18 protein-coding genes are annotated in these 25205 nt (G+C 71.9%); 16 read left to right on the top strand and 2 right to left on the bottom strand.

Annotated elements, in window-relative coordinates; all coding sequences use genetic code 11:
* Positions 1 to 142: 142 nt before the first annotated feature.
* Positions 143 to 988 (bottom strand): HAD family hydrolase, encoded by an 846-nt coding sequence (locus D581_RS0119220; RefSeq protein WP_018958840.1) that lies wholly within the window; start codon positions 986 to 988, stop codon positions 143 to 145.
* A gap of 500 nt (positions 989 to 1488) precedes the next feature.
* Between D581_RS0119220 and ssd the strand changes: the two genes are divergently transcribed.
* The 7 genes from ssd (at position 1489) to D581_RS1000000139835 (ending at position 7093) form a co-directional block, all read left to right on the top strand.
* Positions 1489 to 2625, top strand: a complete 1137-nt coding sequence (gene ssd, locus D581_RS0119215) for a septum site-determining protein Ssd (RefSeq protein ID WP_032752823.1) — start codon at positions 1489 to 1491, stop codon at positions 2623 to 2625.
* Positions 2622 to 3770 (top strand): TadA family conjugal transfer-associated ATPase, encoded by a 1149-nt coding sequence (locus tag D581_RS0119210; protein WP_018958838.1) that lies wholly within the window; start codon positions 2622 to 2624, stop codon positions 3768 to 3770. The genes ssd and D581_RS0119210 overlap by 4 nt, the downstream gene beginning before the upstream one ends.
* Positions 3767 to 4690, top strand: a complete 924-nt coding sequence (locus tag D581_RS0119205) for a type II secretion system F family protein (RefSeq protein WP_026290682.1) — start codon at positions 3767 to 3769, stop codon at positions 4688 to 4690. Before D581_RS0119210 ends, D581_RS0119205 begins: the two co-directional genes overlap by 4 nt.
* Positions 4687 to 5529, top strand: a complete 843-nt coding sequence (locus tag D581_RS0119200) for a type II secretion system F family protein (protein WP_026290681.1) — start codon at positions 4687 to 4689, stop codon at positions 5527 to 5529. Before D581_RS0119205 ends, D581_RS0119200 begins: the two co-directional genes overlap by 4 nt.
* A 162-nt stretch (positions 5530 to 5691) precedes the next feature.
* The gene (locus D581_RS0119195; RefSeq protein ID WP_018958835.1) at positions 5692 to 5958 is read left to right on the top strand and encodes a DUF4244 domain-containing protein; all 267 of its coding nucleotides are present in this window, start codon (positions 5692 to 5694) and stop codon (positions 5956 to 5958) included.
* 88 nt (positions 5959 to 6046) lie between these two features.
* Entirely contained in the window at positions 6047 to 6412 is a 366-nt protein-coding gene (locus D581_RS0119190) for a TadE family type IV pilus minor pilin (RefSeq protein WP_051114610.1), read from the top strand.
* Between the two features lie 249 nt (positions 6413 to 6661).
* Positions 6662 to 7093, top strand: coding sequence for an Rv3654c family TadE-like protein (locus D581_RS1000000139835; protein WP_486585859.1), 432 nt, complete (start codon positions 6662 to 6664; stop codon positions 7091 to 7093).
* Here the strand turns inward: D581_RS1000000139835 and D581_RS0119185 are convergent.
* Complete coding sequence (locus D581_RS0119185) at positions 7056 to 9524, bottom strand: DEAD/DEAH box helicase (protein WP_078625880.1); 2469 nt, start codon at positions 9522 to 9524, stop codon at positions 7056 to 7058. The two genes, D581_RS1000000139835 and D581_RS0119185, sit on opposite strands and share 38 nt — an antisense overlap.
* A gap of 79 nt (positions 9525 to 9603) precedes the next feature.
* On the opposite strand from D581_RS0119185, the gene D581_RS0119180 reads away from it, so the two are divergent.
* The 9 genes from D581_RS0119180 to D581_RS0119140 all read left to right on the top strand — a co-directional run bounded on the left by D581_RS0119180 (position 9604) and on the right by D581_RS0119140 (position 25183).
* A complete protein-coding gene (locus D581_RS0119180) occupies positions 9604 to 9957 on the top strand; it encodes an STAS domain-containing protein (protein ID WP_003967428.1) in 354 nt (117 codons plus the stop codon).
* 199 nt (positions 9958 to 10156) lie between these two features.
* Positions 10157 to 10627, top strand: coding sequence for an ATP-binding protein (locus tag D581_RS0119175; protein WP_026290679.1), 471 nt, complete (start codon positions 10157 to 10159; stop codon positions 10625 to 10627).
* Positions 10628 to 11152: 525 nt separating this feature from the next.
* Complete coding sequence (locus tag D581_RS0119170) at positions 11153 to 13582, top strand: sodium-translocating pyrophosphatase (protein WP_018958831.1); 2430 nt, start codon at positions 11153 to 11155, stop codon at positions 13580 to 13582.
* A gap of 337 nt (positions 13583 to 13919) precedes the next feature.
* On the top strand, positions 13920 to 14582 hold the full coding sequence (locus D581_RS0119165) for a hypothetical protein (RefSeq protein WP_018958830.1): 663 nt from the start codon (positions 13920 to 13922) through the stop codon (positions 14580 to 14582).
* Between the two features lie 134 nt (positions 14583 to 14716).
* Positions 14717 to 16243: a N5-glutamine methyltransferase family protein gene (locus D581_RS0119160; protein ID WP_018958829.1), complete on the top strand. Its 1527-nt coding sequence runs from the start codon at positions 14717 to 14719 to the stop codon at positions 16241 to 16243.
* Positions 16244 to 16818: 575 nt separating this feature from the next.
* The gene (locus D581_RS0119155) at positions 16819 to 17016 is read left to right on the top strand and encodes a hypothetical protein (protein ID WP_018958828.1); all 198 of its coding nucleotides are present in this window, start codon (positions 16819 to 16821) and stop codon (positions 17014 to 17016) included.
* A gap of 281 nt (positions 17017 to 17297) precedes the next feature.
* The gene (gene topA, locus D581_RS0119150) at positions 17298 to 20204 is read left to right on the top strand and encodes a type I DNA topoisomerase (RefSeq protein WP_018958827.1); all 2907 of its coding nucleotides are present in this window, start codon (positions 17298 to 17300) and stop codon (positions 20202 to 20204) included.
* A gap of 284 nt (positions 20205 to 20488) precedes the next feature.
* Positions 20489 to 23824: a dTMP kinase gene (gene tmk / locus D581_RS0119145; RefSeq protein ID WP_032752822.1), complete on the top strand. Its 3336-nt coding sequence runs from the start codon at positions 20489 to 20491 to the stop codon at positions 23822 to 23824.
* Positions 23825 to 23977: 153 nt separating this feature from the next.
* Positions 23978 to 25183, top strand: a complete 1206-nt coding sequence (locus D581_RS0119140; RefSeq protein WP_018958825.1) for a DNA polymerase III subunit delta' — start codon at positions 23978 to 23980, stop codon at positions 25181 to 25183.
* Positions 25184 to 25205: the final 22 nt, after the last annotated feature.

Here is a 25205-nt window from a genome sequence, read left to right as displayed (position 1 = left end):
CGTTAAATCCTTTGTACTCCAGGACCAGAGGAAGGGATACCCCTGGCCCCGCTTCTTTACTTTTAGGTTCAATCAAGGGCGAATCGGGCTAGGTGTCACTCCGGTGGAGCGCCCTGTTCACCTGGCTGAGCCCCGCGCCGTCTCATCCGGGCAGACCGGTGCCGGCGGTACGCCGACGACTGGCGTACCAGACCAGTCCGGCGGTGACGGCCGCCGCGCCGACCGCGGCCGCCGCCACGAGAGCAGGGCGAGGAGGCATCGAGAAGGCCGGCAGTCGCTGTTTGAGTCGGACCGGGCGGTTGAAGACGAGAATCGGCCACTCGCGAAGGGTCGCTTCGCGGCGCAGCGCGCGGTCGGGGTTGACCGCGTGCGGGTGGCCGACCGACTCCAACATCGGTACATCGGTCGCCGAGTCGCTGTAGGCGTAGCAGCGCGAAAGGTCGTACCCCTCCGAGACCGCGAGCGCCTTCACGGCCTCGGCCTTGGTCGGTCCGTAGGCGTAGTACTCGACCTCGCCCGTGAAGCACCCGTCGTCACCGACGACCATACGCGTGGCGACGACGCGGTCGGCGCCGAGCAATTCGCCGATGGGCTCGACGACTTCGGCGCCCGAGGTCGAAACGATGACCACATCGCGCCCTGCCGTGTGGTGCTCTTCGATGAGGGTGGCGGCCTCGTCGTAGATGATCGGGTCGATCAGGTCGTGCAGGGTCTCGGCGACGATCTCCTTGACCTGCTGGACGTTCCACCCCTTGCAGAGGGCGGAGAGGTATTCACGCATCCGCTCCATCTGGTCGTGATCTGCGCCCCCGGCGAGGAACACAAATTGTGCGTACGCAGTGCGCAGTACGGCGCGGCGGTTGATCAGTCCGCCTTGGTAGAAGGACTTGCTGAAGGTCAGCGTCGAAGACTTCGCAATGACCGTCTTGTCCAGGTCAAAGAAGGCTGCTGTGCGCGGCGAGAAGCAGTTTTCCACAACGCTGAGCATAGGGGCCCACCATTCGGCGTAAACTCCGGCGCGTGGGTTTGCCTGAGAAGGCCCTCGGGTACACCATGGGAGTCACGGATCGTTCGCGACCGTGCCAACCCGGTCCGACTCCTCCCCCCCCGAGTCGGCCGTGGGGACGACCCCCGCTCTCCCCCCCGGCGGGGGTCGTCGCATGTCCGGACGCGTTTTAGGGGTGGGGACCACCTGAGCCTCCCGTCTGGCCGCCCGTCGGCCTGATTGTGCGAGTCGGGTGTTGTGCGACTCGTCTCGTCACAGTGTGTAGCCAGAGAGCTGCGCTCCGGAAGTCGCTGGTTCGGGTTACGAAGTTATTCACAGCCTCGAAGTTGTCCACAGTTTTTCATCAAGATCCACATGATTTTCCGAGGTGCTGCACGTTGATTCCACCCGCGAAGTCCGCGGGTGCCGGAATCGCGCATCTCGGAACGCTCCGAGAACACCGCGAACCGCACTGAAGGGGCAGTGAGAAGGGGGCGGAGATCGTGGCTGGATCCATCGCGGGAGAAGGAACGGCGGTCGACGGGGGGCGGTGCGGAGGCCCGCTGATCGTGACGGAGGACGTGGAACTGCTCGACGACCTACTGCGGCTGTGCGCGGCGGCCGGAGCCGAGGCGGAAGTTCATCACGGGCCGCCCGGGCGCCGGGGCGGCTGGGAGCGGGCTCCGATGGTGCTGGTGGGAGACGACGCCGCCGCGCGTTGCCGCGGCGCCGGCCGCAGGAAGGGGGTGATGCTGGTGGGCCGGGACCAGGACGACCCCGACGTGTGGCGGCGGGCCGTGGAGATCGGGGCCGAATATGTGCTGCGCCTGCCCGATTCCGAGGCCTGGCTCGTCGATCAGATCGCCAACGCCGCCGAAGGCGTTGGGCGGCCCGCTTTCACGGTCGGTGTGATGGGCGGCCGGGGCGGCTCCGGCGCATCGACGCTGGCCTGCGCCCTTGCCGTGAGTGCTGCGAGGTCCGGCAGGCGGACGATGCTGATCGACGCCGACCCGTTGGGGGGCGGGATCGACGTCCTGCTCGGCGGCGAACGGGCCGAAGGCATGCGGTGGCCGGATTTCGCGCAGTCGAAGGGCCGTCTCGGGGGCGGGGCCCTTGAGGACTCGCTGCCCGCCCTTCACGGGTTGCGGGTGCTGAGCTGGGGTCGGGACGACGAGGTGGTGATCCCGCCGCAGGCGATGCGTGCGGTGCTGGCCGCCGCGCGACGACTCGGCGGGGTGGTGGTCGTGGACCTTCCGCGCCGGGTCGACGAGTCAGTCGCCGAAGCGCTGGCCCAACTCGATCTCGGCCTGCTCGTGGTGCCGGGCGAACTGCGCGCGGTAGCAGCGGCCAGGCGCGTCGCGGCCACGGCCGGAATGGTGCTGGACGACCTGCGGGTGGTGCCCCGGGGGCCGTACGCGTCAGGGCTGGACGGGCGATGGGTCGCCCGGGCCATCGGCCTCCCGCTCGTCGGCGAACTCCCCTGGGAATCGGGCCTTCTGGTCTCCCAGGACGACGGCACCCCGCCCGGGGCCGGCGCCCGGGGGCCGCTGGCCCGGTTCTGTTCGGCCTTCTGGGAACAGGCAGCGGCGGCCGGTGACGCAAGCCCCGCGACCGGCCTGCCCGGGGAAGGGGCGGCATGACGGACGAACTGCTCGACGCCGTACGCCAGCGGCTGGCACGCAGCGGTGCCGCTCCCACCCCGGCCGGCGTGGCCGCTGCTCTCAGGGCCCAGGGGCGGTTGCTGGGGGATGCCGAGGTGCTCGGGGCGGCGGCGGAGTTGCGCGGCGAACTCGTCGGCACGGGAGTGCTGGAGCCGTTGCTCACCGATCCGGAGGTGACCGATGTGCTGGTCTCCGCGCCGGACCGGGTGTGGGTGGACCGGGGCGGTGGGCTCCAGCTGACGGGCGTCGCCTTCCCTGACGCGGCGGCGGTGCGGAGGCTGGCCCAGCGTCTCGCCGCGGTGGCGGGCAGGAGGCTGGACGACGCACGCCCGTGGGTGGACGCACGACTGCCCGACGGCACACGGATGCACGCCGTGCTGCCCCCGGTGTCCGTCGGCTCGACCTGCCTCTCCCTGCGCGTGGTGCGGCCGCGGGCCTTCTCGTTGGCGGAGTTGGTGGAGGCGGGCACGGTGCCGCCGGGTGGAGACCGGATCCTGCGGGCGCTCGTGGAAGCGCGGATCTCCTATGTGATCAGCGGCGGCACCGGAGCGGGCAAGACGACCCTCCTCGCCAGTCTGCTGGGCGCGGTCGGCCCGAACGAGCGGATCGTGCTCGCCGAGGACTCCGCCGAGCTGCGGCCGGACCATCCGCATGTGGTCCGTCTGGAATCCCGTCCGGCCAATCAGGAGGGGGCGGGCCGGGTGACGTTGCGGGATCTGGTGCGGCAGGCACTGCGCATGCGGCCCGACCGGCTGGTGGTCGGTGAGGTGCGAGGAGCTGAGGTCACGCAGTTGCTGGCCGCCCTGAACACCGGACACGAAGGGGGGTGTGGCACCGTCCACGCCAATGCCGCCGAGCATGTTCCGGCCCGGCTGGAGGCTCTGGGCACCGCGGCCGGACTCGACCGGGTGGCGCTGCACAGCCAGTTGGCGGCCGCGCTCTCTGTGGTCGTGCATCTCGTGCGGGACCGTGAGGGGCAACGGCGAGTCGCCGAGGTGCACATCCTGGAGCGGGACCCGGCAGGACTGGTCCTCACGGTTCCGGCCCTGAGCTGGGGCGTCGGCGGATTCGTCCCGGAGCGCGGATGGGAACGTCTGCGGTCGTTGATCGGGGGCGCGCTGTGACGGGGGCGACGGCCGCGTACGCGGCCCATGCGGTGGCTCTCTGCGCGGGTTCAGCGGTGTGGCTCGCGATGGTGCGGGACGCGGGCGTTCGGCGGGCGCGGGTGCTGTTCGTGGACGGTCCCGCAGAGTCGGGTCGGCGATGGAGCCGATGGCGGCCACACCTGCTCAAGGCGCTGGGACGTGTGGGGGAGTCGGCCCGAGGGCGTCGGGAGTGGTGGTGCGTTCCGGTCGCGGTGCTGCTGGCGGTGCTGGGGGATTCGGTGCTGCCGCTGGTCGCGGGGGCCGTGGCGGTCCCGTTGGTGCGCCGGTGGTTGCGGAGGAGGGCAGGAGCGCGGGAGGCGGAGCGGGCCGCGACCGCGGTGGCGGCGTTGTGCGGAGCCGTGGTCGGGGAGCTGCGGGCAGGCCGCGAGCCGGGACAGGCGTTGCTGGTCGCGCTGCGCGAAGGTCCGGCGGAGGCCGGCTCATGGGCGTCGGCTACTTCAGGCGGCCGGCTGGGGGAGGCGGAGGCCGCGGTGCTGGCGGCGGCGCGGTTCGGCGGCGATGTGCCGGCGGCGCTGCGGCAGGCGGCGGAGGGCCCGGGGCTGGGAGGCCTGTCCGGGATGGCCGCGTGCTGGCGCGTGGCCGTGGACGGCGGGGCCGGGCTGGCGACCGGGCTGGAGCGCCTGGAGGCGGCGCTGCGGGAGGACCGGCGCAGACGGGAGGAGCTACGTGCTCAACTGGCGGGAGCGTGGTCGACGGTCGTGGTCCTGGCACTGCTCCCGCTTGCGGGTCTGGGGCTGGGAGCGGCACTCGGAGCCGAACCCTTGCGTGTACTGCTGCACACCCCGGGCGGCCTGGCCTGCCTGGCTGTTGGGGCGTTCCTGGAGGCGGCCGGGCTGTACTGGGCCTGCCGGATCGTGCGCGGAGGGGAGGCGGCGTGAACGTGACGGACGGAGGAGTTCTCCACAGCCTGGGGATGTCGGCGGCGGTGCTGGGCATGGCGGTGCAGCTGGCAGCCGTGATCGCCGCCGGATTCCGGAAGCGAGCGGTGCGCGGGCGGGGTGCGCTGCTGCTGGAGGCGGTCGTCGCGGCACGGCCCGGCAGGGGGAGCCGACTGGTCGCACCGTTCCGGGCGAGCGCTGGTTCGGGTCTCTCCGAGTCCGCCCGGTGGTGGGCGGCCCCGGCCGGGGCCTGGCTGGCCGGATGGATTCTGGTCGGCGGCGCGATGGGCTGCGCGGTCGGTTCGGCCGCGGCGTACGGGCTGTGGCGGTGGCGGCGAAACCGGCCCGTCGCTCGTCCGGGCGGCACGCATCGGGAGCGGGCCGTGATCGCCGGGCAGCTTCCGCTGGCCGCGGATCTGCTGGCGGCCTGTATCGCGGTCGGGGCAGGTCCGCGGGAGGCGGCCGCTGAGGTGGGCGAATCCATCGGCGGCCCGGTCGGTGATCGGCTCGCCCGTACGGCCGCGGAGATCCGCCTCGGCGGCGAACCGTCCGAGGCGTGGGGTCGGTTCGGGGAGATACCGGGCGCCGGCCCGCTGGCCCGCTGTCTGCACCGGGCGGGTTCGACGGGGGCTCCGGCAGCGGAGCCGGTTGCCAGGCTGGCCGAGTCGATGCGCGCCGAGCGAGCCGCGGCGGCGTTGGCGCGGGCGCAACGGGCCGGGGTGCTGATCACGGCGCCGGTCGGCCTCTGCTTCCTTCCCGCCTTCCTGTCGGTCGGGGTGGCGCCGGTGATCATCGGCCTGGCCGGTGACCTGCTCGCGACCGGCCGTCCGGGCCGGTGAGGCTGCGTGGGCGGTGGGCCTGCCGGGCTGGTGGGCTTGCCGGGCTGGTGAGCCGGCCGGACTTTCGTGGCCGACGCGACCTGGTGGCCATTCATTTTCACTGTCACTCACGGGTGTTCCCTTCGGGCGCCCGCTCGTCATCGATGCTCATCGGGGGATGAAATGGAAACGAAGTTCTGGGGCCGGGCCGTCGACGTTCTGCGCGGGGGCCCGCTGTCCGAGGGTGTGCCGGGCCGGAAGGCGGGGTGGGCCGCACGGTGGGCGGGGCGGTTCGGCCGGTCCGACCGGGGGATGACCACGTCCGAGTACGCGGTGGGGACCATCGCCGCGTGCGCCTTCGCGGCGGTGCTCTACAAGGTGGTGAACAGCGGGCCGGTGCTGTCGGCGCTGCAGTCGCTGGTCGAGGACGCGCTCGATGCGAAATTCTGAGACCCCGCCGGGCCCCTGCCCGGGGAAGGAGCCCGTGGCAGTGGACCGCGGCCTTCTCCGGGGGCGGCGGCGGCAAGGGCGCCTGGTCATGTGTGGCGGCGGGCGCGGCGACCGGGGCGCTGTGACGGCGGAGGCAGCCGTGGTGATCCCGGTGCTGGTGGCCTTCACCACAGTGCTGCTCTGGGCGTTGATGGCGGCCTCGGACCAGATCCGCTGCGTGGACGCGGCGCGAGCGGGGGCACGGGCGGCGGCCCGCTCGGAGCCGGAGGCGGCAGTACGGGACGCCGTCCGTGACACGGCACCCCACGGTGCCCGGGTCGAGGTGGGGCGGGCAGGAGACCTGTGGCGCGTCCGGGTGGAGGCCCCGGCCCCGGGGCCTGGCGGGCTGGCCCTGACGTTGAGCGCCGAGGCGGCCGCCCTGGCGGAGGACACGGTCGGGGGCTCCGGGCCGTGAGGGCGAGGGTAATGGAGACCTGGGGCCGGGCACTGGGGCACTGGGCGGGTGCCGTAGGGGGGCAGGGCCCCGCGATCGGGTCGAGTCGGGTCCGGGCGGGGGAAGGACGAGGGCGAGAGCGAGGACAGAGGTATGGGCCGATGGATGGGGCGGGGCGCGGACCGGAGACCGGGCCGGCGAACGGATCGAACCGCAGCCTGGCGCGGGGCCCGGATCGTGCCCCGGATTGCGACCCGACTCGGGGGCCGGATCGCACGCCGGATCGCGAACCAGCATGCGGGGCTCGGCGCGGACCGAGGTGTGGCGACGGTGTGGGTGGCTGTCACCGCGGCAGGTCTCTGCACCGTGTTCGCCGTGGTGCTCGCGCTGGGGCAGGCCGTGGCTGCCCGTCACCGGGCGGGCGGGGCCGCGGATCTGGCCGCCCTCGCGGCCGCGGACCGGGCGCTGGAAGGGACGGTGGCCGCGTGTGGGACGGCCCGGCGAGTGGCCCTGGCCCAGGGAGCCGTGCTCGTTCGCTGCGTGGTGCACGGGGAGATCGCTGATGTGACCGCCCGCTCGGGATTCGGGCCCTACCTGCCCGCTGTCAGGGCACGGGCCGGCCCTCCCGTCGGTCCTGGGGCCGGATCTCCGGCCGATGGCCGGGCTATACCGGTTCGTCAGGTACCGGGGGTGCGGCCCTGAGGAGTTCGGTGAGCAGGCGTACGGCTCCGCGTTTGTGCAGGGGCTCGTTGCCGTTGCCGCACTTGGGGGACTGGATGCAGGAGGGGCAACCCGCCTCGCACTCGCAGGACGCGATGGCCTCCCGGGTCGCCGTCAGCCACGTACGGGCGGTGTGGAAGGCCCGCTCGGCGAATCCGGCCCCTCCGGGGTGGCCGTCGTACACGAAGACCGTCGGCAGCAGGGTGTCCGGGTGCAGCGGTACGGACACGCCGCCGATGTCCCAGCGGTCGCAGGTGGCGAAGAGCGGCAGCAGGCCGATCGACGCGTGCTCGGCGGCGTGCAGTGCGCCGCCGAGGATCTCCGGGTTGACGCGGGCCGCGTCGAGCTGGTCCTCCGTGACCGTCCACCACACGGCGCGGGTGCGCAGGGTGCGGGGCGGCAGGTCGAGCTTCGTCTCGCCCAGGACTTCCCCGGTGATCAGCTTCCGGCGGAGGAACGAGACGACCTGGTTGGTGACCTCGACGGAGCCGTAACAGAGCCGCCCCTGGCCCCAGGGGATCTCGGTGTCGGTCTTCAAGACGGTGATGGCCGTGGTGTCGCGGGCGACCGTCGAGTACGGCGGGTCGGCCTGCTCGACCAGGGCCACGGAGTCCTCCAGGTCCAGCTTCCGGACGAGGTGGGTGCGGCCCTGGTGGAGATGGACGGCCCCCTCGTGCACGGCCGTGTGGGCGGCGGCCTCGTCGACGGTGCCCAGCAGGCGGCCGGTGCCCTCCTCGACGATCTGGACGGGGCGGCCGCCCCCGCCCCGGATGTCGGCCAGGTCGGCGGCCCGCTCGCGGCGCGTCCAGTGCCAGCCCGACGCCCGTCTGCGCAGCAGCTTGGCTGCCTCCAGCTGCGGCAGCAGCTCGGGCACGGCCGGGCCGAAGAGGGCGATGTCGGGCTCGGTGAGAGGCAGCTCGGCGGCCGCGGCGCAGAGGTGGGGGGCGAGGACGTAGGGGTTGTCCGGGTCCAGCACCGTCGACTCGACGGGCTGCTGGAAAAGCGCCTCGGGGTGATGCACCAGGTACGTGTCCAGCGGGTCGTCCCGGGCCACGAGAACGGCCAGGGCGCCCTGCCCCGAGCGGCCGGCCCGGCCCGCCTGCTGCCAGAGGGATGCCCGGGTGCCCGGGTAGCCGGAGATGACGACCGCGCCGAGGCCGGAGACGTCGATGCCCAGTTCCAGGGCGGTGGTGGCCGCCAGACCGAGCAGCTCGCCGGAGTGAAGCGCCCGCTCCAGGGCCCGGCGCTCCTCGGGGAGGTAGCCCCCGCGGTAGGCGGCGACCCGCTTCGGCAGCGAGCGGTCGACCTCCGCGAGGCGTTCCTTGGCGATCACCGAGATCAGTTCCGCGCCGCGCCGGGAGCGTACGAAGGCGACCGAGCGGACGCCCTGGAGGGTCAGGTCGGTGAGGAGGTCGGCGGTCTCGGCCGTCGCGGTACGGCGAACGGGTGCGCCCTTCTCGCCGTGCAGGTCGGTCAGCGGGGGCTCCCACAGGGCGAAGACCAGCTCGCCGCGCGGGGAGGCGTCGTCGGACACCTCCCGGACCGGCAGACCCGTCAGACGCCCGGCTGCGACCGCGGGATCGGCCGCCGTGGCCGAGGCGAGCAGGAAGACCGGATCGGCCCCGTAGCGGGCGCACAGACGGCGTAGACGGCGCAGGACCTGGGCGACGTGGGAGCCGAAGACGCCCCGGTAGGTGTGGCACTCGTCGATCACGACGTACCGCAGGGCGCGCAGGAAGGACGCCCAGCGGGGGTGGGAAGGCAGTATTCCGCGGTGCAGCATGTCGGGGTTGGTCAGGACGTAGTTCGCGTACTGCCGCACCCATTCGCGTTCCTCGACGGGGGTGTCACCGTCGTAGACCGCGGGCCTGACGGCGTTGCCGAGCGGGGTCGCGAGCGCCTTCACCGAGCGCCGCTGGTCGGCTGCCAGGGCCTTGGTGGGGGCGAGGTACAGGGCGGTGGCCCCGCGGCCGTTGGGGGCCTCCGAGCCGTCCAGGAGGGTGCTGAGGACCGGTGCGAGGTACGCGAGGGACTTCCCGGAGGCCGTGCCGGTGGCGATCACGACCGACTCGCCGTCCAGCGCGTGTTCCGCCGCGGCCGCCTGATGGGCCCACGGATGGGCGATCCCGGCCTTTTCGATCGCCGAGATCACTTCTGGCCGGATGCGATCCGGCCAGATGGCATGGGTTCCCGATCGCGGGGGCAAGTGCTCCGTATGAGTGATGCGCGCGGCCCGGCCCGCCCCTGCGGCGAGCCGGTCGAGGATCATGGCGGGAGAGGGGCGCGAGCCCCCACTCTCGGGTGGTCGTCCGGGACGGTGATTCTTGGCCATCGGCACCGAGTGTGTCACTGGCGTGACGGACAATGGTCCCAAGGCGTCGTGCATGGCTGCTGGTAAGTGATTGAATGCCATCGCGGCTGGCGATCCGTCCCCTGGCCTCCGTCGGGGAGACCGAGGGGCGACCGCTCGATAGCAAGGTGCTGGAGGATCCGTGGACCTGTCCCTGTCGACTCGCAATGTGTCCGGGCCTGGTGGCGACCGTACGGTCGTCGAGGTCGGTGGCGAGATTGATGTGTATACCGCGCCCAAGCTGCGCGAGCAGTTGGTCGAGTTGGTGAATGACGGCAGCTACCACTTGGTTGTCGACATGGAAGGCGTCGACTTCCTCGACTCCACCGGCCTCGGCGTGCTCGTGGGCGGCTTGAAGCGTGTCCGGGCCCATGAGGGCTCGTTGCGCCTGGTCTGCAACCAGGAGCGCATTCTCAAGATCTTCCGGATCACAGGTCTGACCAAGGTGTTCCCGATTCACACCACGGTCGACGAGGCTGTCGCCGCCACCGACTGAGGTCGGAGCGGACCGGCCCCCGGGCCGGTCGGCAGGCAGTGAACAGGCCGGCAGCGGCAGCGCATGGGCCGTGACGGGCAGGCGGTCGACCCTCGGGTCGGCTGTCGGCTTTGTCGGCTTCCGGAGGAGGAGAGCAGGGGTGCCGGGCGATATGCCCGGGGCCTCTGAGGCGTACGCCCGAACGTTCGAGGGGGATGTCATGGCCACCGTTGAACTCCGCTTCAGCGCCCAGCCTGAACATGTCAGGACGGCCCGCCTGGTGGCGGCCGCCGTGGCGCGCAGGGCCGGCGTCGACGAGGCGGTGCTCGACGAGGTCAGGCTCGCTGTCGGGGAGGCGTGCAGCCGCGCGGTCGGGCTGCATCGCAGTCATGGCATCACCGAGCCGGTCAGCGTCGCGTTGACCGAGGAGGAGAAGGCGTTCTCCATCGAGGTCGGGGACAGTGTTCCCGGCCCCGGCGGGGATCCCACCGCGTCCGGGGCGCGCAACGGTTCCGGTGCTTCCGGAGCGGGGCCGGACCGGCCCGATCCCGAGATGGACGGTGAGGGCGAGGACGAGATGGGCCTCGCGGTCATCAGCGGTCTCGTCGACGACGTGGAGGTTCGCTCCGGTGCGGCCGGCGGAGTGATCCGCATGAGCTGGCCGACGGCCGACGCCGCGGTGCGCCCCTGAGGGTCCGTGCCCGCACCTGAGGGTCCGTGCCCGCCCGTCCCTGAGGGCCCGGCCCTTACCCGCGGCCGGACCTGCGCCTGCCCCTGTGATTGCTCGTACACGTTCCTCGCGTGGGCCCGTGGTTGCGAGGTCTGTGCCCCGTGCCTCGTACACCGTGGCACTGTTCGTGCCCGTGCCGCCGTACCTGCGCCTCTGACCGTGATTCCAGGTGCCGAGGGGGTGGGGTGTCGAGGGGGTGAGGTGCCGAGGTGCTGCGATCCGGCTTCCGGTCCCGCGCGTCGAGGATCGTGGGCGTTGAGCCGCGCGGATGATGTTTCGTTTTTTCAGGCCCTGCTGATCAGGGCCTTTTTCTTGATTGGCCTCGCGTAATGCGCCTGCCTCATTACTGCATTCGAGGAGAATCTCTCCGCTGATCTTTCGGCGTTGGGGGGAGAGCGATCAATTCTCTTCCCGCCCACTGTTTTGATCAGGTTCCGCTCCCTACAATCCGTCCACGACTTGAGCGCTGAGCGTCAAGGAGGACGTATGGCGGAGTTCTTCACCACCCCCATGGCAGCACTGACGCAAGAATCCGCACTTTCCGACCGACCCGTCTCCCTCGCGGCGGCGGTACTCACCGACGGCAACCGGCTGATCGTCGTCGTGGTGGCGGTCGTCGCCGTCGCCGCGCTGATCGTCGCCCAGCTGCTCGTACGGCAGGTCCTGGCGGCCGGCGAGGGCACCGAGCGCATGAAGGAGATCGCCGCGGCGGTCCAGGAGGGCGCCAACGCCTATCTGTCCCGACAACTGCGCACGGTCGGTGTCTTCTCCATCGTCGTGTTCTTCCTCTTGTTCCTGTTGCCGGCCGACAACTGGTCGCAGCGTGCGGGGCGTTCCCTCTTCTTCCTGGTGGGTGCGCTTTTCTCCGCGGCGACCGGATACATCGGCATGCGGCTCGCCGTACGGAGCAATGTGCGGGTGGCCGCAGCCGCCCGTGAGGCGACTCCGGCGGAAGGCGAGCCGGAAAAGGATCTCACCGCCGTCTCGCACAAAGCGATGAAGATCGCTTTCCGTACCGGTGGCGTGGTCGGAATGATCACGGTGGGACTCGGCCTGCTTGGGGCCTCCTGCGTGGTGCTCGTCTATGCCGCCGACGCGCCCAAGGTGCTGGAGGGGTTCGGTCTCGGCGCGGCGCTGATCGCCATGTTCATGAGGGTCGGCGGTGGGATCTTCACCAAGGCCGCGGATGTCGGGGCCGACCTGGTGGGCAAGGTGGAGCAGGGCATTCCGGAGGACGATCCGCGCAACGCCGCCACCATCGCCGACAACGTGGGCGACAACGTCGGTGACTGCGCGGGCATGGCCGCCGACCTCTTCGAGTCGTACGCCGTGACGCTCGTCGCGGCGCTCATCCTCGGTACGGCCGCGTTCGGCGACTCCGGTCTCGCTTTCCCCCTGATGGTCCCGGCGATCGGCGTCGTCACCGCGATGATCGGCATCTTCGCGGTGGCCCCGCGCCGCGCCGACCGCAGCGGCATGACCGCGATCAACCGCGGCTTCTTCATCTCCGCGGTGGTCTCGCTCGCCCTGGTGGCCGTCGCCGCCTTCACCTATCTGCCCTCCTCGTACGCCGGGCTGGACGGGGTCACCGACGAGGCGATCGCCGGGCACGGTGGCGATCCGCGGATCTTCGCCCTGGTCGCGGTGGCCATCGGCATCGTTCTGGCCGCGCTCATCCAGCAGCTCACCGGCTACTTCACCGAGACCAATCGCCGCCCGGTCCGGGACATCGGGAAATCCTCGCTCACCGGCCCGGCCACCGTGGTGCTGGCGGGCATCTCCATCGGCCTGGAATCGGCCGTGTACACCGCGCTGCTGATCAGCCTGGGCGTCTACGGGGCGTTCCTGCTGGGCGGTACGTCGATCATGCTGGCGCTCTTCGCGGTCGCGCTCGCCGGGACGGGGCTCCTCACCACGGTGGGCGTCATCGTGGCCATGGACACCTTCGGCCCGGTCTCGGACAACGCCCAGGGCATCGCCGAGATGTCCGGGGACGTCACGGGGGCCGGCGCCCAGGTCCTCACCGACCTGGACGCGGTCGGCAACACGACCAAAGCCATCACCAAGGGCATCGCCATCGCCACCGCCGTGCTCGCTGCGGCGGCGCTCTTCGGGTCCTACCGCGACGCCATCGCCACGGCGGTGGACGAGGTCGGGGCAGGGGCGGGTGAGCTGGGGCTGAGCCTGGACATCTCGCAGCCCAACAACCTCGTCGGCCTGATCCTGGGCGCCGCGGTCGTCTTCCTGTTCTCCGGCCTGGCCATCAACGCCGTCTCCCGGTCCGCCGGGGCCGTGGTCTACGAGGTCAGGCGGCAGTTCCGCGAGCACCCCGGGATCATGGACTACTCGGAGAAGCCCGAGTACGGGCGCGTCGTCGACATCTGCACGCGCGACGCCCTGCGTGAACTGGCCACACCGGGACTGCTCGCGGTCCTGGCGCCGATCGCCGTCGGCTTCAGCCTCGGCGTCGGCGCCCTCGGCTCGTACCTCGCCGGCGCGATCGCCACGGGCACGCTGATGGCCGTGTTCCTCGCGAACTCCGGAGGCGCCTGGGACAACGCCAAGAAACTCGTCGAGGACGGCCACCACGGTGGGAAGGGCAGCGAGGCCCATGCCGCGACCGTGATCGGCGACACGGTCGGCGACCCGTTCAAGGACACGGCGGGCCCGGCGATCAACCCGCTGCTCAAGGTGATGAACCTGGTCGCCCTGCTCATCGCCCCGGCGATCGTGCAGTTCAGCTATGGAGCGGACGCCAATCCGTGGGTGCGGACGCTGGTGGCGGTCGTCGCCATCGGGGTCATCGTCGTCGCGGTCTACGTCTCCAAGCGGCGCGGCATCGCCGTGGGCGACGACGACGCCCCGGGGGGCGGGGGTCCATCGGTCCCCGCGCCAGATCCAGCGGCGGCCTCATGAGTCTTGCGTAGCGAGGCGCCCCGGGCGCGCGCTGCGGTGAGACGTCGGCTCAAGGAGTGGGCGAGCGGCTCGTGTTGACGTGCTGTCCGCCCAGTCTCCGTTTCCGTCCGCTCCTTCTCCGCCTCCCGCTCCCGCTCCCGCTCCCCTCCCGATGATCGGGAGCAGCCTTTCGGATGAGTGACCGATCGCGCGTCCGATTCTCGGCGCGAGTGGCATCTCCCTCATTTCCCTTGGTGCAAATGGCTTCAAAAGCGTGCACACCGGATGACCGGCACCCGGCTGTCGTCCCCTCGGCGTGTAAGTTCCGGGGCCGAGAGCCTTGGAAGGGACCAATCCGGTGAACAAGAAGCTTGCAGCCGCACTGTCCGGCGGTGCGGTACTCGTACTGACGCTGTCGGGCTGCAGCGACGACAGCGACAACAAGGTCAACGACTGGGCCAAGAAGGTCTGCGACCAGGTTCAGCCGCAACTGCAGAAGATCGCCAACGCCAACGCCTCCATCCAGCAGCAGACCGCGGACAACAGCAAGCCCGCCGACGTGCAGAAGACGGACTCGGCCGCCTTCCAGCAGATCTCCCAGGCGTACAAGTCGCTGGGCACCGCCGTGGACTCGGCCGGGCCGCCGCCGGTCGACGACGGCGAGACCACGCAGAAGGAAGCGGTCAAGGAGCTCAACGCATCCTCCAAGGCGTACGCCGACCTCAAGACCGAGGTCGACGCGCTCGACACCAAGGACCAGGCGAAGTTCGCCGACGGGCTGAAGGGCATCGCCGACGAGCTGAACAAGATCAGCACCAGCGGTGACCAGGCTCTGAAGAAGCTCCAGTCCGGTGAGGTCGGCGTCGCGATGTCGAAGCAGAAGGGCTGCCAGAAGCCGACTGCCTCGACCGGCCCCTCCGGCTCCGCGGCGGACGGCTCCGACGCGCCCCCGGCCGGCACGGACGCAGACAAGAGCGACTCGACGGAGAAGGGCTCGACGGAGAAGAACTCGACGGAGTGAGGACTCCGCGGAGTGAGGACTCCGCGGACAAGGTCTCCGCGGAGAAGAAGGGCTGAGCGCCGTTCTCGCGGCCCGGGCACCCGGCGGGTGCCCGGGCCGCTGCCGTTGTCGGTGGGAGCGGACACAATGGGTGGGTGAGTAAGAGCAGCCTTCCCGCACCCGACCACGCCGCCGCCCTCCGTGAGGCCCTGCTCGCCGCGGACTTCACCGCGGACGGGCTCCTCGACCGCCTCGGCGCGCCCGCCTATGCCGCCCTCGCCCGCAGCGAGACGGTCCCCGCCCTGCGGGCCACCCGTGGTGACACCCCGCTCGACACGCTGGTGCGGCTGTTCCTGCTGCAGCGTCCCGTCGCCGAGGAGCAGGCACGTGCCGCCCTGCCGCTCGCCGAGTGCGTCGCGGACGGCTGGGTGAGCCACGCCGACGGGAGGGTCCGTGCGGGCGTCGACGTACGGCCGTACGGGGGGCCGGACGGCGAGGACTGGTTCATCGTGTCCGACCTCGGGTGCGCGGTCGGCGGTGCGGGAGGGATCGGCTCGCGCGAGGATGGCGTCGTCCTCGGGGTCGGCGGGGCATCCACCACCCTCGCCGGGATCACCGTCCGTGCGCCGGTCGCCTCGGCCCTCGACCTCGGTACGGGCTCCGGCATCCAGGCGCTGCACGCCGCCCAGCACGCGAGCCGGGTCACCGCCACCGACCTCAACCCCCGTGCCCTGGAGTTCACCCGGCTCACCCTCGCCCTGTCCGGCGCTGCCCCCGCCGACCTGCGCGAGGGCTCCCTCTTCGAGCCGGTGGGCTCCGACACGTTCGACCTGATCGTCTCCAACCCGCCCTTCGTCATCTCGCCCGGCGCCCGCCTCACCTACCGGGACGGCGGCATGGGCGGCGACGACCTGTGCCGGGCGCTGGTGCAGCAGTCCGGCGCCCATCTGAACGAGGGGGGCTTCGCCCAGTTTCTCGCCAACTGGCAGCACGTGGAGGGCGAGGAGTGGCAGGACCGGCTGCGCTCCTGGGTGCCGTACGGCTGTGACGCCTGGATCGTCCAGCGCGAGGTCCAGGACGTCACGCAGTACGCCGAGCTGTGGCTGCGGGACAGCGGCGATCACCGCAGCGACCCCGCCGAGTACACCGAGCGGTACGAGGCGTGGCTCGACGAGTTCGAGGCACGGGGCGCCACGGCCGTCGGGTTCGGCTGGATCACCCTGCGCAGATCCGCAGCGGCGGAGGCCGGGAACCCCTCGATCGTGATCGAGGAGTGGCCGCACGCGGTGCGGCAACCGCTCGGGCAGGCCGTCCAGGAACACTTCGCCCGCCAGGACTACCTCCGCGACCAGGACGACGCGGCTCTGCTCGCCGGGCACTTCGTCCTCGCCGCCGAGGTCGTGCAGGAGCAGGTCGGCCTGCCGGGTGCGGAGGACCCCGAGCATGTGGTGCTGCGTCAGCACCGCGGCATGATGCGGGCGACCAAGGTCGACGCGGTGGCCGCCGGGTTCGCGGGCGTGTGCGACGGCTCGCTGCCCGCCGGGCGGATCCTGGACGCCATCGCGCAGTTGATGGCGGAGGACCCGGTGCTCCTGCGCGACCGCACCCCGCAGGCGATCCGGCTGCTGGTCGAGGAGGGCTTCCTGGTACCGGCGCCCGGCGCAGTACCGCGGAGCCAGTAGGACGCGAAGTGCGTGAAGGCCTCGGCGAGCGCGGAGTGCGTGAGGTCGAGTGCGTGACGTCCTCTGCAAGCGCGGAGTGCCTGGAGGGCGCGGCGAGCGCGGAGGGTGTCGAGGCCGCGGAGGGTGCGTGCGGCGGTCGGCGAACTGGAGGCCGTTGCCGCACGACGGTGTGAGCTGGAGGCCGTGTGCGTATGACGGTGTGAGCTGGAGGCCGTGTCCGTAGGACGGTGACCGCGGCCGCCTTCCGGTACGGGGTGGGGGGCTCCCCGGTCGGGCCGGCGCCGCCCTTGTCATCAGTGCGTTCGTGCTCCGCACGCGCTCCGGCGCGGCCGGGCCGTGCGTTCCGGTCGGGTGATCGCTGTGCGGTACGTAGGCGACTCGTATCCGGTCCGTATGCGACTCGGATGCGGCCGATGGGGTTCCGCCGGCCGGTTGGGGAGTGCTGTTCACCCGGGGTTCGTGCGGGCGATGCCCCGGGGTGACAACCTCCCCGTGCCGGGCCGCCGAGGTCCGGCTCCGGGACCGGCCGGCACGCCCGTCCCGGGCGGTTCGCCACGACGGTCCAGGAGCACGACATGGAGAGCGTCTCAGCAGTCTTCGCCGGTACGGCCCTGGCGCTGTTCGGCGCCGCCCTCCTGATCTGGACGGGGGCGCGAGCCCTGCACCGCGCGCCGGTGGCGCACGGTGTGAGCCCCGTCGCCTCCACCGCACTCACGACGCTCTTCGGCGTAGTTTTCCTCGGCCTCGGCGTGTGGTGCCTCACGCTCGTCTGATCCCCGCCCCCGGCAGTGCGGCGCCCGGGCCGACAGGTTGCCCGGCCGACACCGCGACCACCTCCGAAAAGACACCGGCCAAGCCTCCGCGTGGCGTGGACCCGACGGTCCGGGCGGCAGGAATGGCGGAAGTCGGGTTACCGTTCGAGTGGCCGTTGCGGGCTTTTGCCGTTTGACACGGGGGCGGGTTGTACCGTCACACTCCGCAGCGACAGCACCGCGGGCAGCGTCATGACGCTGCCCGGATGCCCATCGAGTGTCGACCGGAGAGAAGAGCGAAGTTGTCCCCGACCAGCGAGACCGCACAGGGCGGCCGCCGACTCGTCATCGTCGAGTCGCCTGCCAAGGCGAAGACGATCAAGGGCTATCTCGGCCCCGGATACGTCGTCGAGGCGAGCGTCGGGCACATCCGCGACCTCCCGAACGGCGCGGCCGAGGTCCCGGACGAGTACACCGGCGAGGTACGCCGCCTGGGGGTGGATGTCGAGAACGACTTCCAGCCCATCTATGTGGTCAACGCCGACAAGAAGGCCCAGGTCAGGAAGCTCAAGCAGCTGCTGGCCGAGTCCGACGAACTCTTCCTCGCCACCGATGAGGACCGCGAGGGCGAAGCCATCGCGTGGCACTTGCAGGAAGTGCTGAGGCCCAAGGTCCCGGTCCACCGGATGGTCTTCCACGAGATCACCAAGGACGCGATCCGGGCCGCCGTCGCCAACCCGCGCGAGCTCAACCAGCGCATGGTCGACGCCCAGGAGACCCGCCGCATCCTCGACCGCCTCTACGGCTACGAGGTCTCGCCGGTCCTGTGGAAGAAGGTCATGCCGAAGCTCTCGGCGGGCCGCGTCCAGTCGGTCGCCACCCGGCTCGTCGTCGAGCGGGAGCGCGAGCGCATCGCCTTCCGCTCCGCCGAGTACTGGGACCTGACCGGAAAGTTCGCCACCGGCCGCACCGGTGACGCCTCCGACCCCTCGACCCTCACCGCCCGCCTCAGCGCGGTCGACGGCCGCCGGATCGCCCAGGGCCGCGACTTCGGCCCCGACGGGCAGCTGAAGGCCGGCTCCGCCCAGACCCTGCACCTGGACGAGACGAACGCCCGCGCCCTGGCCGCCGCGCTCGCCGACTCGTCCTTCGCGGTCCGGTCCGTCGAGTCGAAGCCGTACCGCCGCTCCCCGTACGCCCCCTTCCGGACCACGACCCTCCAGCAGGAGGCGAGCCGCAAGCTGGGCTTCGGGGCGAAGGCGACCATGCAGGTGGCGCAGAAGCTGTACGAGAACGGCTTCATCACCTATATGCGTACGGACTCCACGACCCTCTCGGACACCGCGATCTCCGCGGCCCGGGCCCAGGTCACGCAGTTGTACGGGGCGAACTACCTCCCCGAGAAGCCACGTACGTACGCCGGGAAGGTCAAGAACGCGCAGGAGGCGCACGAGGCGATCCGCCCCTCCGGCGACCGCTTCCGCACCCCCGCCGAGACCGGCCTCACCGGCGATCAGTTCCGGCTCTACGAGCTGATCTGGAAGCGGACCGTCGCCTCCCAGATGAAGGACGCCGTCGGCAACTCCGTCACCGTCAAGATCGGCGGCCGGGCGAGCGACGGCCGGGACGCCGAGTTCTCCGCCTCCGGCAAGACGATCACCTTCCACGGCTTCATGAAGGCGTACGTCGAGGGCGCGGACGACCCGAACGCCGAGCTGGACGACCGCGAGCGCCGGCTGCCGCAGGTGGCCGAGGGCGACGCGCTGTCCGCCGAGGAGGTCACGGTCGACGGGCACGCCACCAAGCCCCCGGCCCGTTACACCGAGGCCTCGCTGGTCAAGGAGCTGGAAGAGCGCGAGATCGGCCGCCCGTCGACGTACGCCTCGATCATCGGGACCATTCTCGACCGCGGCTACGTCTTCAAGAAGGGCACGGCACTCGTCCCGTCCTTCCTGTCCTTCGCCGTGGTCAACCTGCTGGAGAAGCACTTCGGCCGGCTCGTCGACTACGACTTCACCGCCCGCATGGAGGACGACCTCGACCGCATCTCGCGGGGCGAGGCCCAGTCCGTGCCGTGGCTCAAGCGCTTCTACTTCGGCGCCCAGCCCGGTGACGACACCGCGGGGGTCGGCGCGGCCTCCGACGCGGGCAACGGCGACGGCGACCACCTCGGCGGTCTGAAGGCACTGGTCACCGACCTCGGTGCGATCGACGCCCGGGAGATCTCCTCCTTCCCGGTCGGCAACGACATCAAGCTCCGCGTCGGCCGCTACGGCCCGTACATCGAGCGGGGCGAGAAGGACGCCGAGGGCCATCAGCGGGCCGATGTCCCCGAGGACCTGGCACCCGACGAGCTGACCGTCGAGCTCGCCGAGGAGCTGCTGGCGAAGCCCAGCGGCGACTTCGAACTGGGCGCCGACCCGGTCAGCGGCAACCAGATCATCGCCAAGGACGGCCGCTACGGGCCGTACGTCACCGAGGTGCTGCCCGAGGGGACGCCGAAGACCGGCAAGAACGCGGTGAAGCCGCGGACCGCCTCCCTCTTCAAGTCCATGTCCCTTGACACGGTCACCCTCGCCGACGCCCTCAAGCTGATGTCGCTGCCGCGCGTCGTCGGCGAGGACGCCGAGGGCGTCGAGATCACCGCGCAGAACGGCCGCTACGGCCCGTATCTGAAGAAGGGCACCGACTCCCGGTCGTTGACCTCGGAGGACCAGCTCTTCGACATCACCCTCGAAGAGGCCCTCGCGATCTACGCCCAGCCCAAGCAGCGCGGCCGGGCGGCGGCCAAGCCGCCGCTCAAGGAGCTGGGCACCGACCCGGTCAGCGGTGCGCCGGTCGTGGTGAAGGACGGCCGCTTCGGCGCGTACGTCACCGACGGCGAGACCAACGCGACGCTGCGGACCGACGACAGCGTCGAGGACATCACGCCGGAGCGCGGCTACGAGCTGCTCGCCGAGAAGCGCGCCAAGGGGCCCGCGAAGAAGAAGACGGCCAAGAAGGCCCCGGCGAAGAAGGCGACGGCCAAGAAGACGGCCGCGAAGAAGACGACGGCCACCAAGACCACGGCCGCCAAGAAGACCGCGGCGAAGAAGACGACGACGGCCAAGAAGGCGACGACCGCCAAGACGGCCGCCAAGAAGACGACGGCGACAGCGAGGAAGACGGCTTCGGCCTCGTCCTCCGCCGCCGCCCCGTCGGACGACTGACCTCGACGACTGACCTCGCCGTCGCGCGGATCGCACCCCGCACCCCGCACGTCAACGCACTGCCGCCCGGTACCTCGATCCCTGTGATCCAGGTGCCGGGCGGCAGTGCGTCGGCGTCGCGGGTCAGTACAGCTAGGGCGTTGGCGTTCGCGTGCGCGGCTACGGCGTTGGCGTGCGCGGCGGTGGTGCGCAAGAGGGTCTCGCGCACCATGGCCGGAAGTTGTTCACGTCCATATGTTCGGACGGGCCGACGTTCACGGCACCGCTGCCGATAGGCTGGGCGGATGACGCGAGCCGAGCAGCCAACGGTCGTGAGCCCCACCTCCGACACACTTGCCGCAGACTCACGCGAGCGCGCCGTACGGGCCCTGTTGCGTATTCCCCCGCTGAAGCGGTTGTGGAGTGCCCAGCTCGTCGGCGGTATCGGCGATGCACTCGCCCTTCTCGTGCTGGTGCTGCTGTCGCTGCAAGCGGCGGTCCTTGAGGGCTCATTCGGCACCGGATACCGCGGGGCGGCCTTCGCCGTCGCCGCCGTCTTCGGTGCCCGGATCCTTTCCACCCTGTTCTTCGGAGCCGTACTCCTGGGGCCCCTGACGTCCCTCACGGGGCCCGGCGGAAAGCTGGACCGGCGATGGCTGATGATCGGGGTGGACGGGCTGCGCCTGGCGCTCCTGGTCGTCGCCCCGCTGTGGATCGACTGGACGCCCGACAAGGCGCTCATGATGATCCTCATCACCGTCTTCGTGACCGGCGCCGGTGAGCGCCTGTGGGCCGTGGCCAAGGACAGCGCCGCCCCGGCGCTGCTGCCCGCCCCGCCTCTCGAAGGCGCGGCCGTACGCCCCCTGCCCGACCACCTCGACGCCCTGCGCCGCCTCTCGCTGCGCACGAACTTCCTCGCGGTGCCCGCCGCCGCGCTGGTCCTGCTGGCCGCCACGCTGGTCGGCAACCTCCTCGGCTCGGGCCTGGAGTGGTTCTCCTTCCACCAGGCGGCCCTGGGGTCCTACGTCGCGGCCGGGCTCTTCTCGGCCTCCATCTCCATCCTGTACTTCCTGCGGTTCCCGGCCACGCAGACGCCCCGGCCGCGCTCCCCGCTGGAGGGCCTGCGCCGCCCCGCCACCGGTAACGGCCCCGACAAGGGCCGCACCGGCGCGGTCCCCCTGCTGGTCGCGGTCTGCGCGGCCCTCGCCGGAGCCGTCGCGGCGGCCGCCGCCGTCTCCGTACTGCACGCCTACGACCTCGGGGGCGGGCCCGCGACGTTCGCGCTGCTGGTCCTCGGACTGACCGGTGGCACCGCCCTCGGCATCCGCACCGCGCGCCACGTGCTGCCCACCCTGTCGCGCCGCCGCCTGCTGGCGCTGGCCACGACCGTCACCGGCCTCGCGCTCCTCGCGCTCGGCCTGGTGCCGGACACCGCGACCGGGATCGCCATTGCCCTGCTCGCCGGTTACGCCGCCGGGGTCGCCGCGAACACCGGGCACACCCTGATCGACCAGGAGACCGAGGCGTTCCGGCAGGCCCGGACCACCGAGCACCTCCAGGCCGTCGTCCGGGTGCTCGTCGCGCTCGGCGCGGTCGCGGGCCCCCTGCTGGCCGCCGCGATCGGGCGGCACCGCCTGGTCGCCGGCGACTTCGTCTTCGCCCACGGCGGGGCCGCGTTCACTCTGATGCTGCTCGGCGCGCTGCTGCTGCCCGTCGCCGCCCTCGTCCTCGCCAAGACGGACGACCGGGCGGGCGTGCCGCTGCGCCGGGACCTGCGCGAGGCGCTGCGCGGCGGCGACCCGGCGGTCGCGCCCGCCGCCACCGGCTTCTTCCTCGTCCTGGAGGGCGGCGACGGAGCGGGCAAGTCCACTCAGGTCGAGGCGCTCGCCGACTGGATCCGGTCCAAGGGCCACGAGGTCGTCGTGACCCGCGAGCCCGGGGCCACCCCCGTCGGCAAGCGGCTGCGGTCGATCCTGCTCGACGTGTCCTCCGCCGGCCTGTCCAACCGGGCCGAGGCCTTGCTGTACGCCGCCGACCGCGCCGAGCACGTCGACTCCGTCGTCCGCCCGGCGCTGGAGCGCGGCGCGATCGTCATCTCCGACCGTTACATCGACTCCTCCGTGGCCTACCAGGGCGCGGGCCGGGACCTGGCCCCGACCGAGATCGCCCGGATCTCGCGGTGGGCGACGAGCGGCCTCGTACCGCATCTGACGGTGCTGCTGGACGTCGACCCGGCGACCGCGCGGGAGCGGTTCACCGAGGCGCCGGACCGGCTGGAGTCGGAGCCCGCCGAGTTCCACGAGCGGGTGAGGTCCGGGTTCCTGACCCTGGCCGCCGCCGACCCGAACCGCTATCTGGTGGTGGACGCCGGCCAGGAGCCGGAGTCGATCACCACCGTCGTACGTCACCGGCTCGACCAGCTCCTGCCGCTCTCCGAGGCCGAGATCGAGGCCATCGAGGAGGCGCGCCGCCAGGCCATCGAGGAGGCCCGGCGCAAGGCGGAGGAAGAAGCCGCCCGCAAGGCCGAGGAGGAGCGCCTGGAGAAGGAGCGCCAGGAGCAGCTCGCCCGGCTGCGCGCCGAGGAGGAGGAGCGCAAGCAGCGGGAGCTGGAGGAGGCCCGCCGCCGCGAGGCCGAGCGCCAGGCGGAGGAGGCCCGGCAGCGCGCCGAGGAGGCCCGCCGCCGCGCAGAGGAGGACCGGCTCCGGCTGGAGGCCGAGGAGCGGGTCCGCGAGGCCGAGCAGGAACGCCTGCGCAAGCAGGCCGAGGAGGAGGCCCGGCTCCGCAAGGAGGCCGAGGCGCAGCGGCTGGAGAAGCAGCGCAGGGCCGAAGAGGCCCTGATGCGAGCCGAGGAGGCCCGCCGCCGGGCCGAGGCCGAGGCCGCAGCCCGTACGGAGGCGGCGCGCGCCGAGGCCGAGCGTGCGGAGGCCGAGCGTGCGGAGGCCCGGCGGGCGGAGGAGGCGCGGGCGTCGCGTACCTCCCACGCCTCCCGTACCTCCCGTGACTCCCGTGACTCCCGTACGGAGACGTCGTCGCAGTCGTCCGCGTCGTCGTCCTCACGGTCCTCGGAGTCGGAGGGCCCGTCCGTGCCGGAGAACGAGCTCACGGTGCCCACACCGATCGTGAACCCGAACGAGATCACGCAGCCGGTCCCGGCGGTCCGGCCGGAGGACGACCGTCCTTCCGGATCCGGTACGGGCAGGGGTGCACGTTCAGGTTCCGCTCTCGGGGACGACGACACGGCGATGCTGCCGCGCTTCTCGGATCAGGGGCCGGCGGATCAGGGGCCGGCGGACAAGTGGTCGGCGGACCGGCGGCCGGCCCTGGACGCGGACGAGACGGCCGTGCTGCCGCCGGTCTCCGCCGATCGGCCCTCCGACCGGGTGCCCCAGGGCTTCTTCCGGGACGAGAACCAGGCGACCTCGCCCGCGGAGAGCGAGAACGAGCGCACCCGGGAACTGCCGCAGGTCGAGGACCCGAACGTCGGGGAGACGCCCGACCGGCAGCAGGGCCGCCGCAAGCGCCCCCGCCCGGACTGGGCCGAGGAGACTCCGCTGGACGATCTGCCGACCCTGGCGGACGAGCTGCTCGGGGGCCAGGAGGACGACGGCCCCAAGGGCCGGGGACGTCGCCCGCGCGGCTGACGCCCCCGCCCCACCGCCGACGGTGAAGTACCGGCCCGTCCGTCCCTCCGGGGGCGGGCGGGCCGGACTGTCAGTGGCGTCCCCCACAATGGGAAGCCACGACGCACCGCGGTTCCGCGGCACCGCACGACACCACCGGAAGGGCGGTGACCCATGACCGTATGGGACGACCTGGTCGGACAGACCCGCGTGCAGGAACAGCTCGCCGCCGCCGCCAAGGACGCCGACGCCCTGGTCACCGCCGTGTCCGACGGCAAGCCGCTGGACCAGGGCTCGAAGATGACGCACGCCTGGCTGTTCACCGGGCCGCCCGGCTCCGGCCGGTCCACGGCGGCCCGCGCCTTCGCCGCCGCGCTCCAGTGCACGAGCCCGGACCGGGCGCTGGGCGGCGCTCCCGGCTGCGGTTTCTGCGATGGCTGCCACACCAGCCTGATCGGCACGCACGCCGACGTCCAGGTCATCCGTACGGACCTCCTCTCCATCGGCGTGAAGGAGACCCGCGACCTGGTCCGGCGCGCCCAGCTCTCTCCGGCGGTCGGCCGGTGGCAGGTCATCGTGATGGAGGACGCCGACCGCCTCACCGAGGGCGCGGGCAACGTCCTGCTGAAGGCCGTCGAGGAGCCTGCGCCGCGCACGGTCTGGATGCTCTGCGCCCCCTCGCTGGAAGACGTCCTGCCCACGATCCGTTCCCGTTGCCGGCACCTCACGCTGAGCACCCCGCCGGTGGAGGCGGTGGCCGACGTCCTGATCCGCCGCGACGGCGTCGACCCCGAGCGGGCGCACTCCGTGGCGCGCGCCACCCAGGGGCACATCGGCAGGGCCCGCCGTCTCGCGACGGACGAGCGGGCGCGGGCGCGGCGGGCGGCGGTGCTGAAGGTTCCGCTGCGGGTCGCCGACGTCGGCGGCTGCCTCAAGGCGGCCCAGGAGCTGATCGACACGGCTACCGACGACGCCAAGCAGATGGCGGAGGAGGTCGATGTCAAGGAGACCGAGGACCTCAAGGCGGCGCTCGGCGGGGTGGCCGGGGGCCGGATGCCGCGCGGTACGGCGGGGGCGATGAAGGAGCTGGAGGACAAGCAGAAGCGCCGCAAGACGCGTACGCAGCGGGACAGCCTCGATCTGGCGCTGACCGAGCTCACCGGGTTCTACCGCGATGTGCTGGCGCTCCAGCTCGGTTCGAAGCTGGCGATCGCCAACGTCGATGTGCAGGACTCCCTCGACCGGATCGCGGAGTCCTCGACGCCCGCGCAGACTCTGCGCAGGATCGAGTCGGTGATCGCCTGCCGCGAGGCGATGGACCGCAACGTGGCGCCGCTGCTCGCGGTGGAGGCGATGACGATGGCGCTGCGGGCGGGCTGAAGGCTTCCACGGGCTTCCACGC

The organism is Streptomyces sp. CNB091 (assembly GCF_000377965.1).
This window is presented reverse-complemented; position numbering and strand designations above follow the sequence as displayed.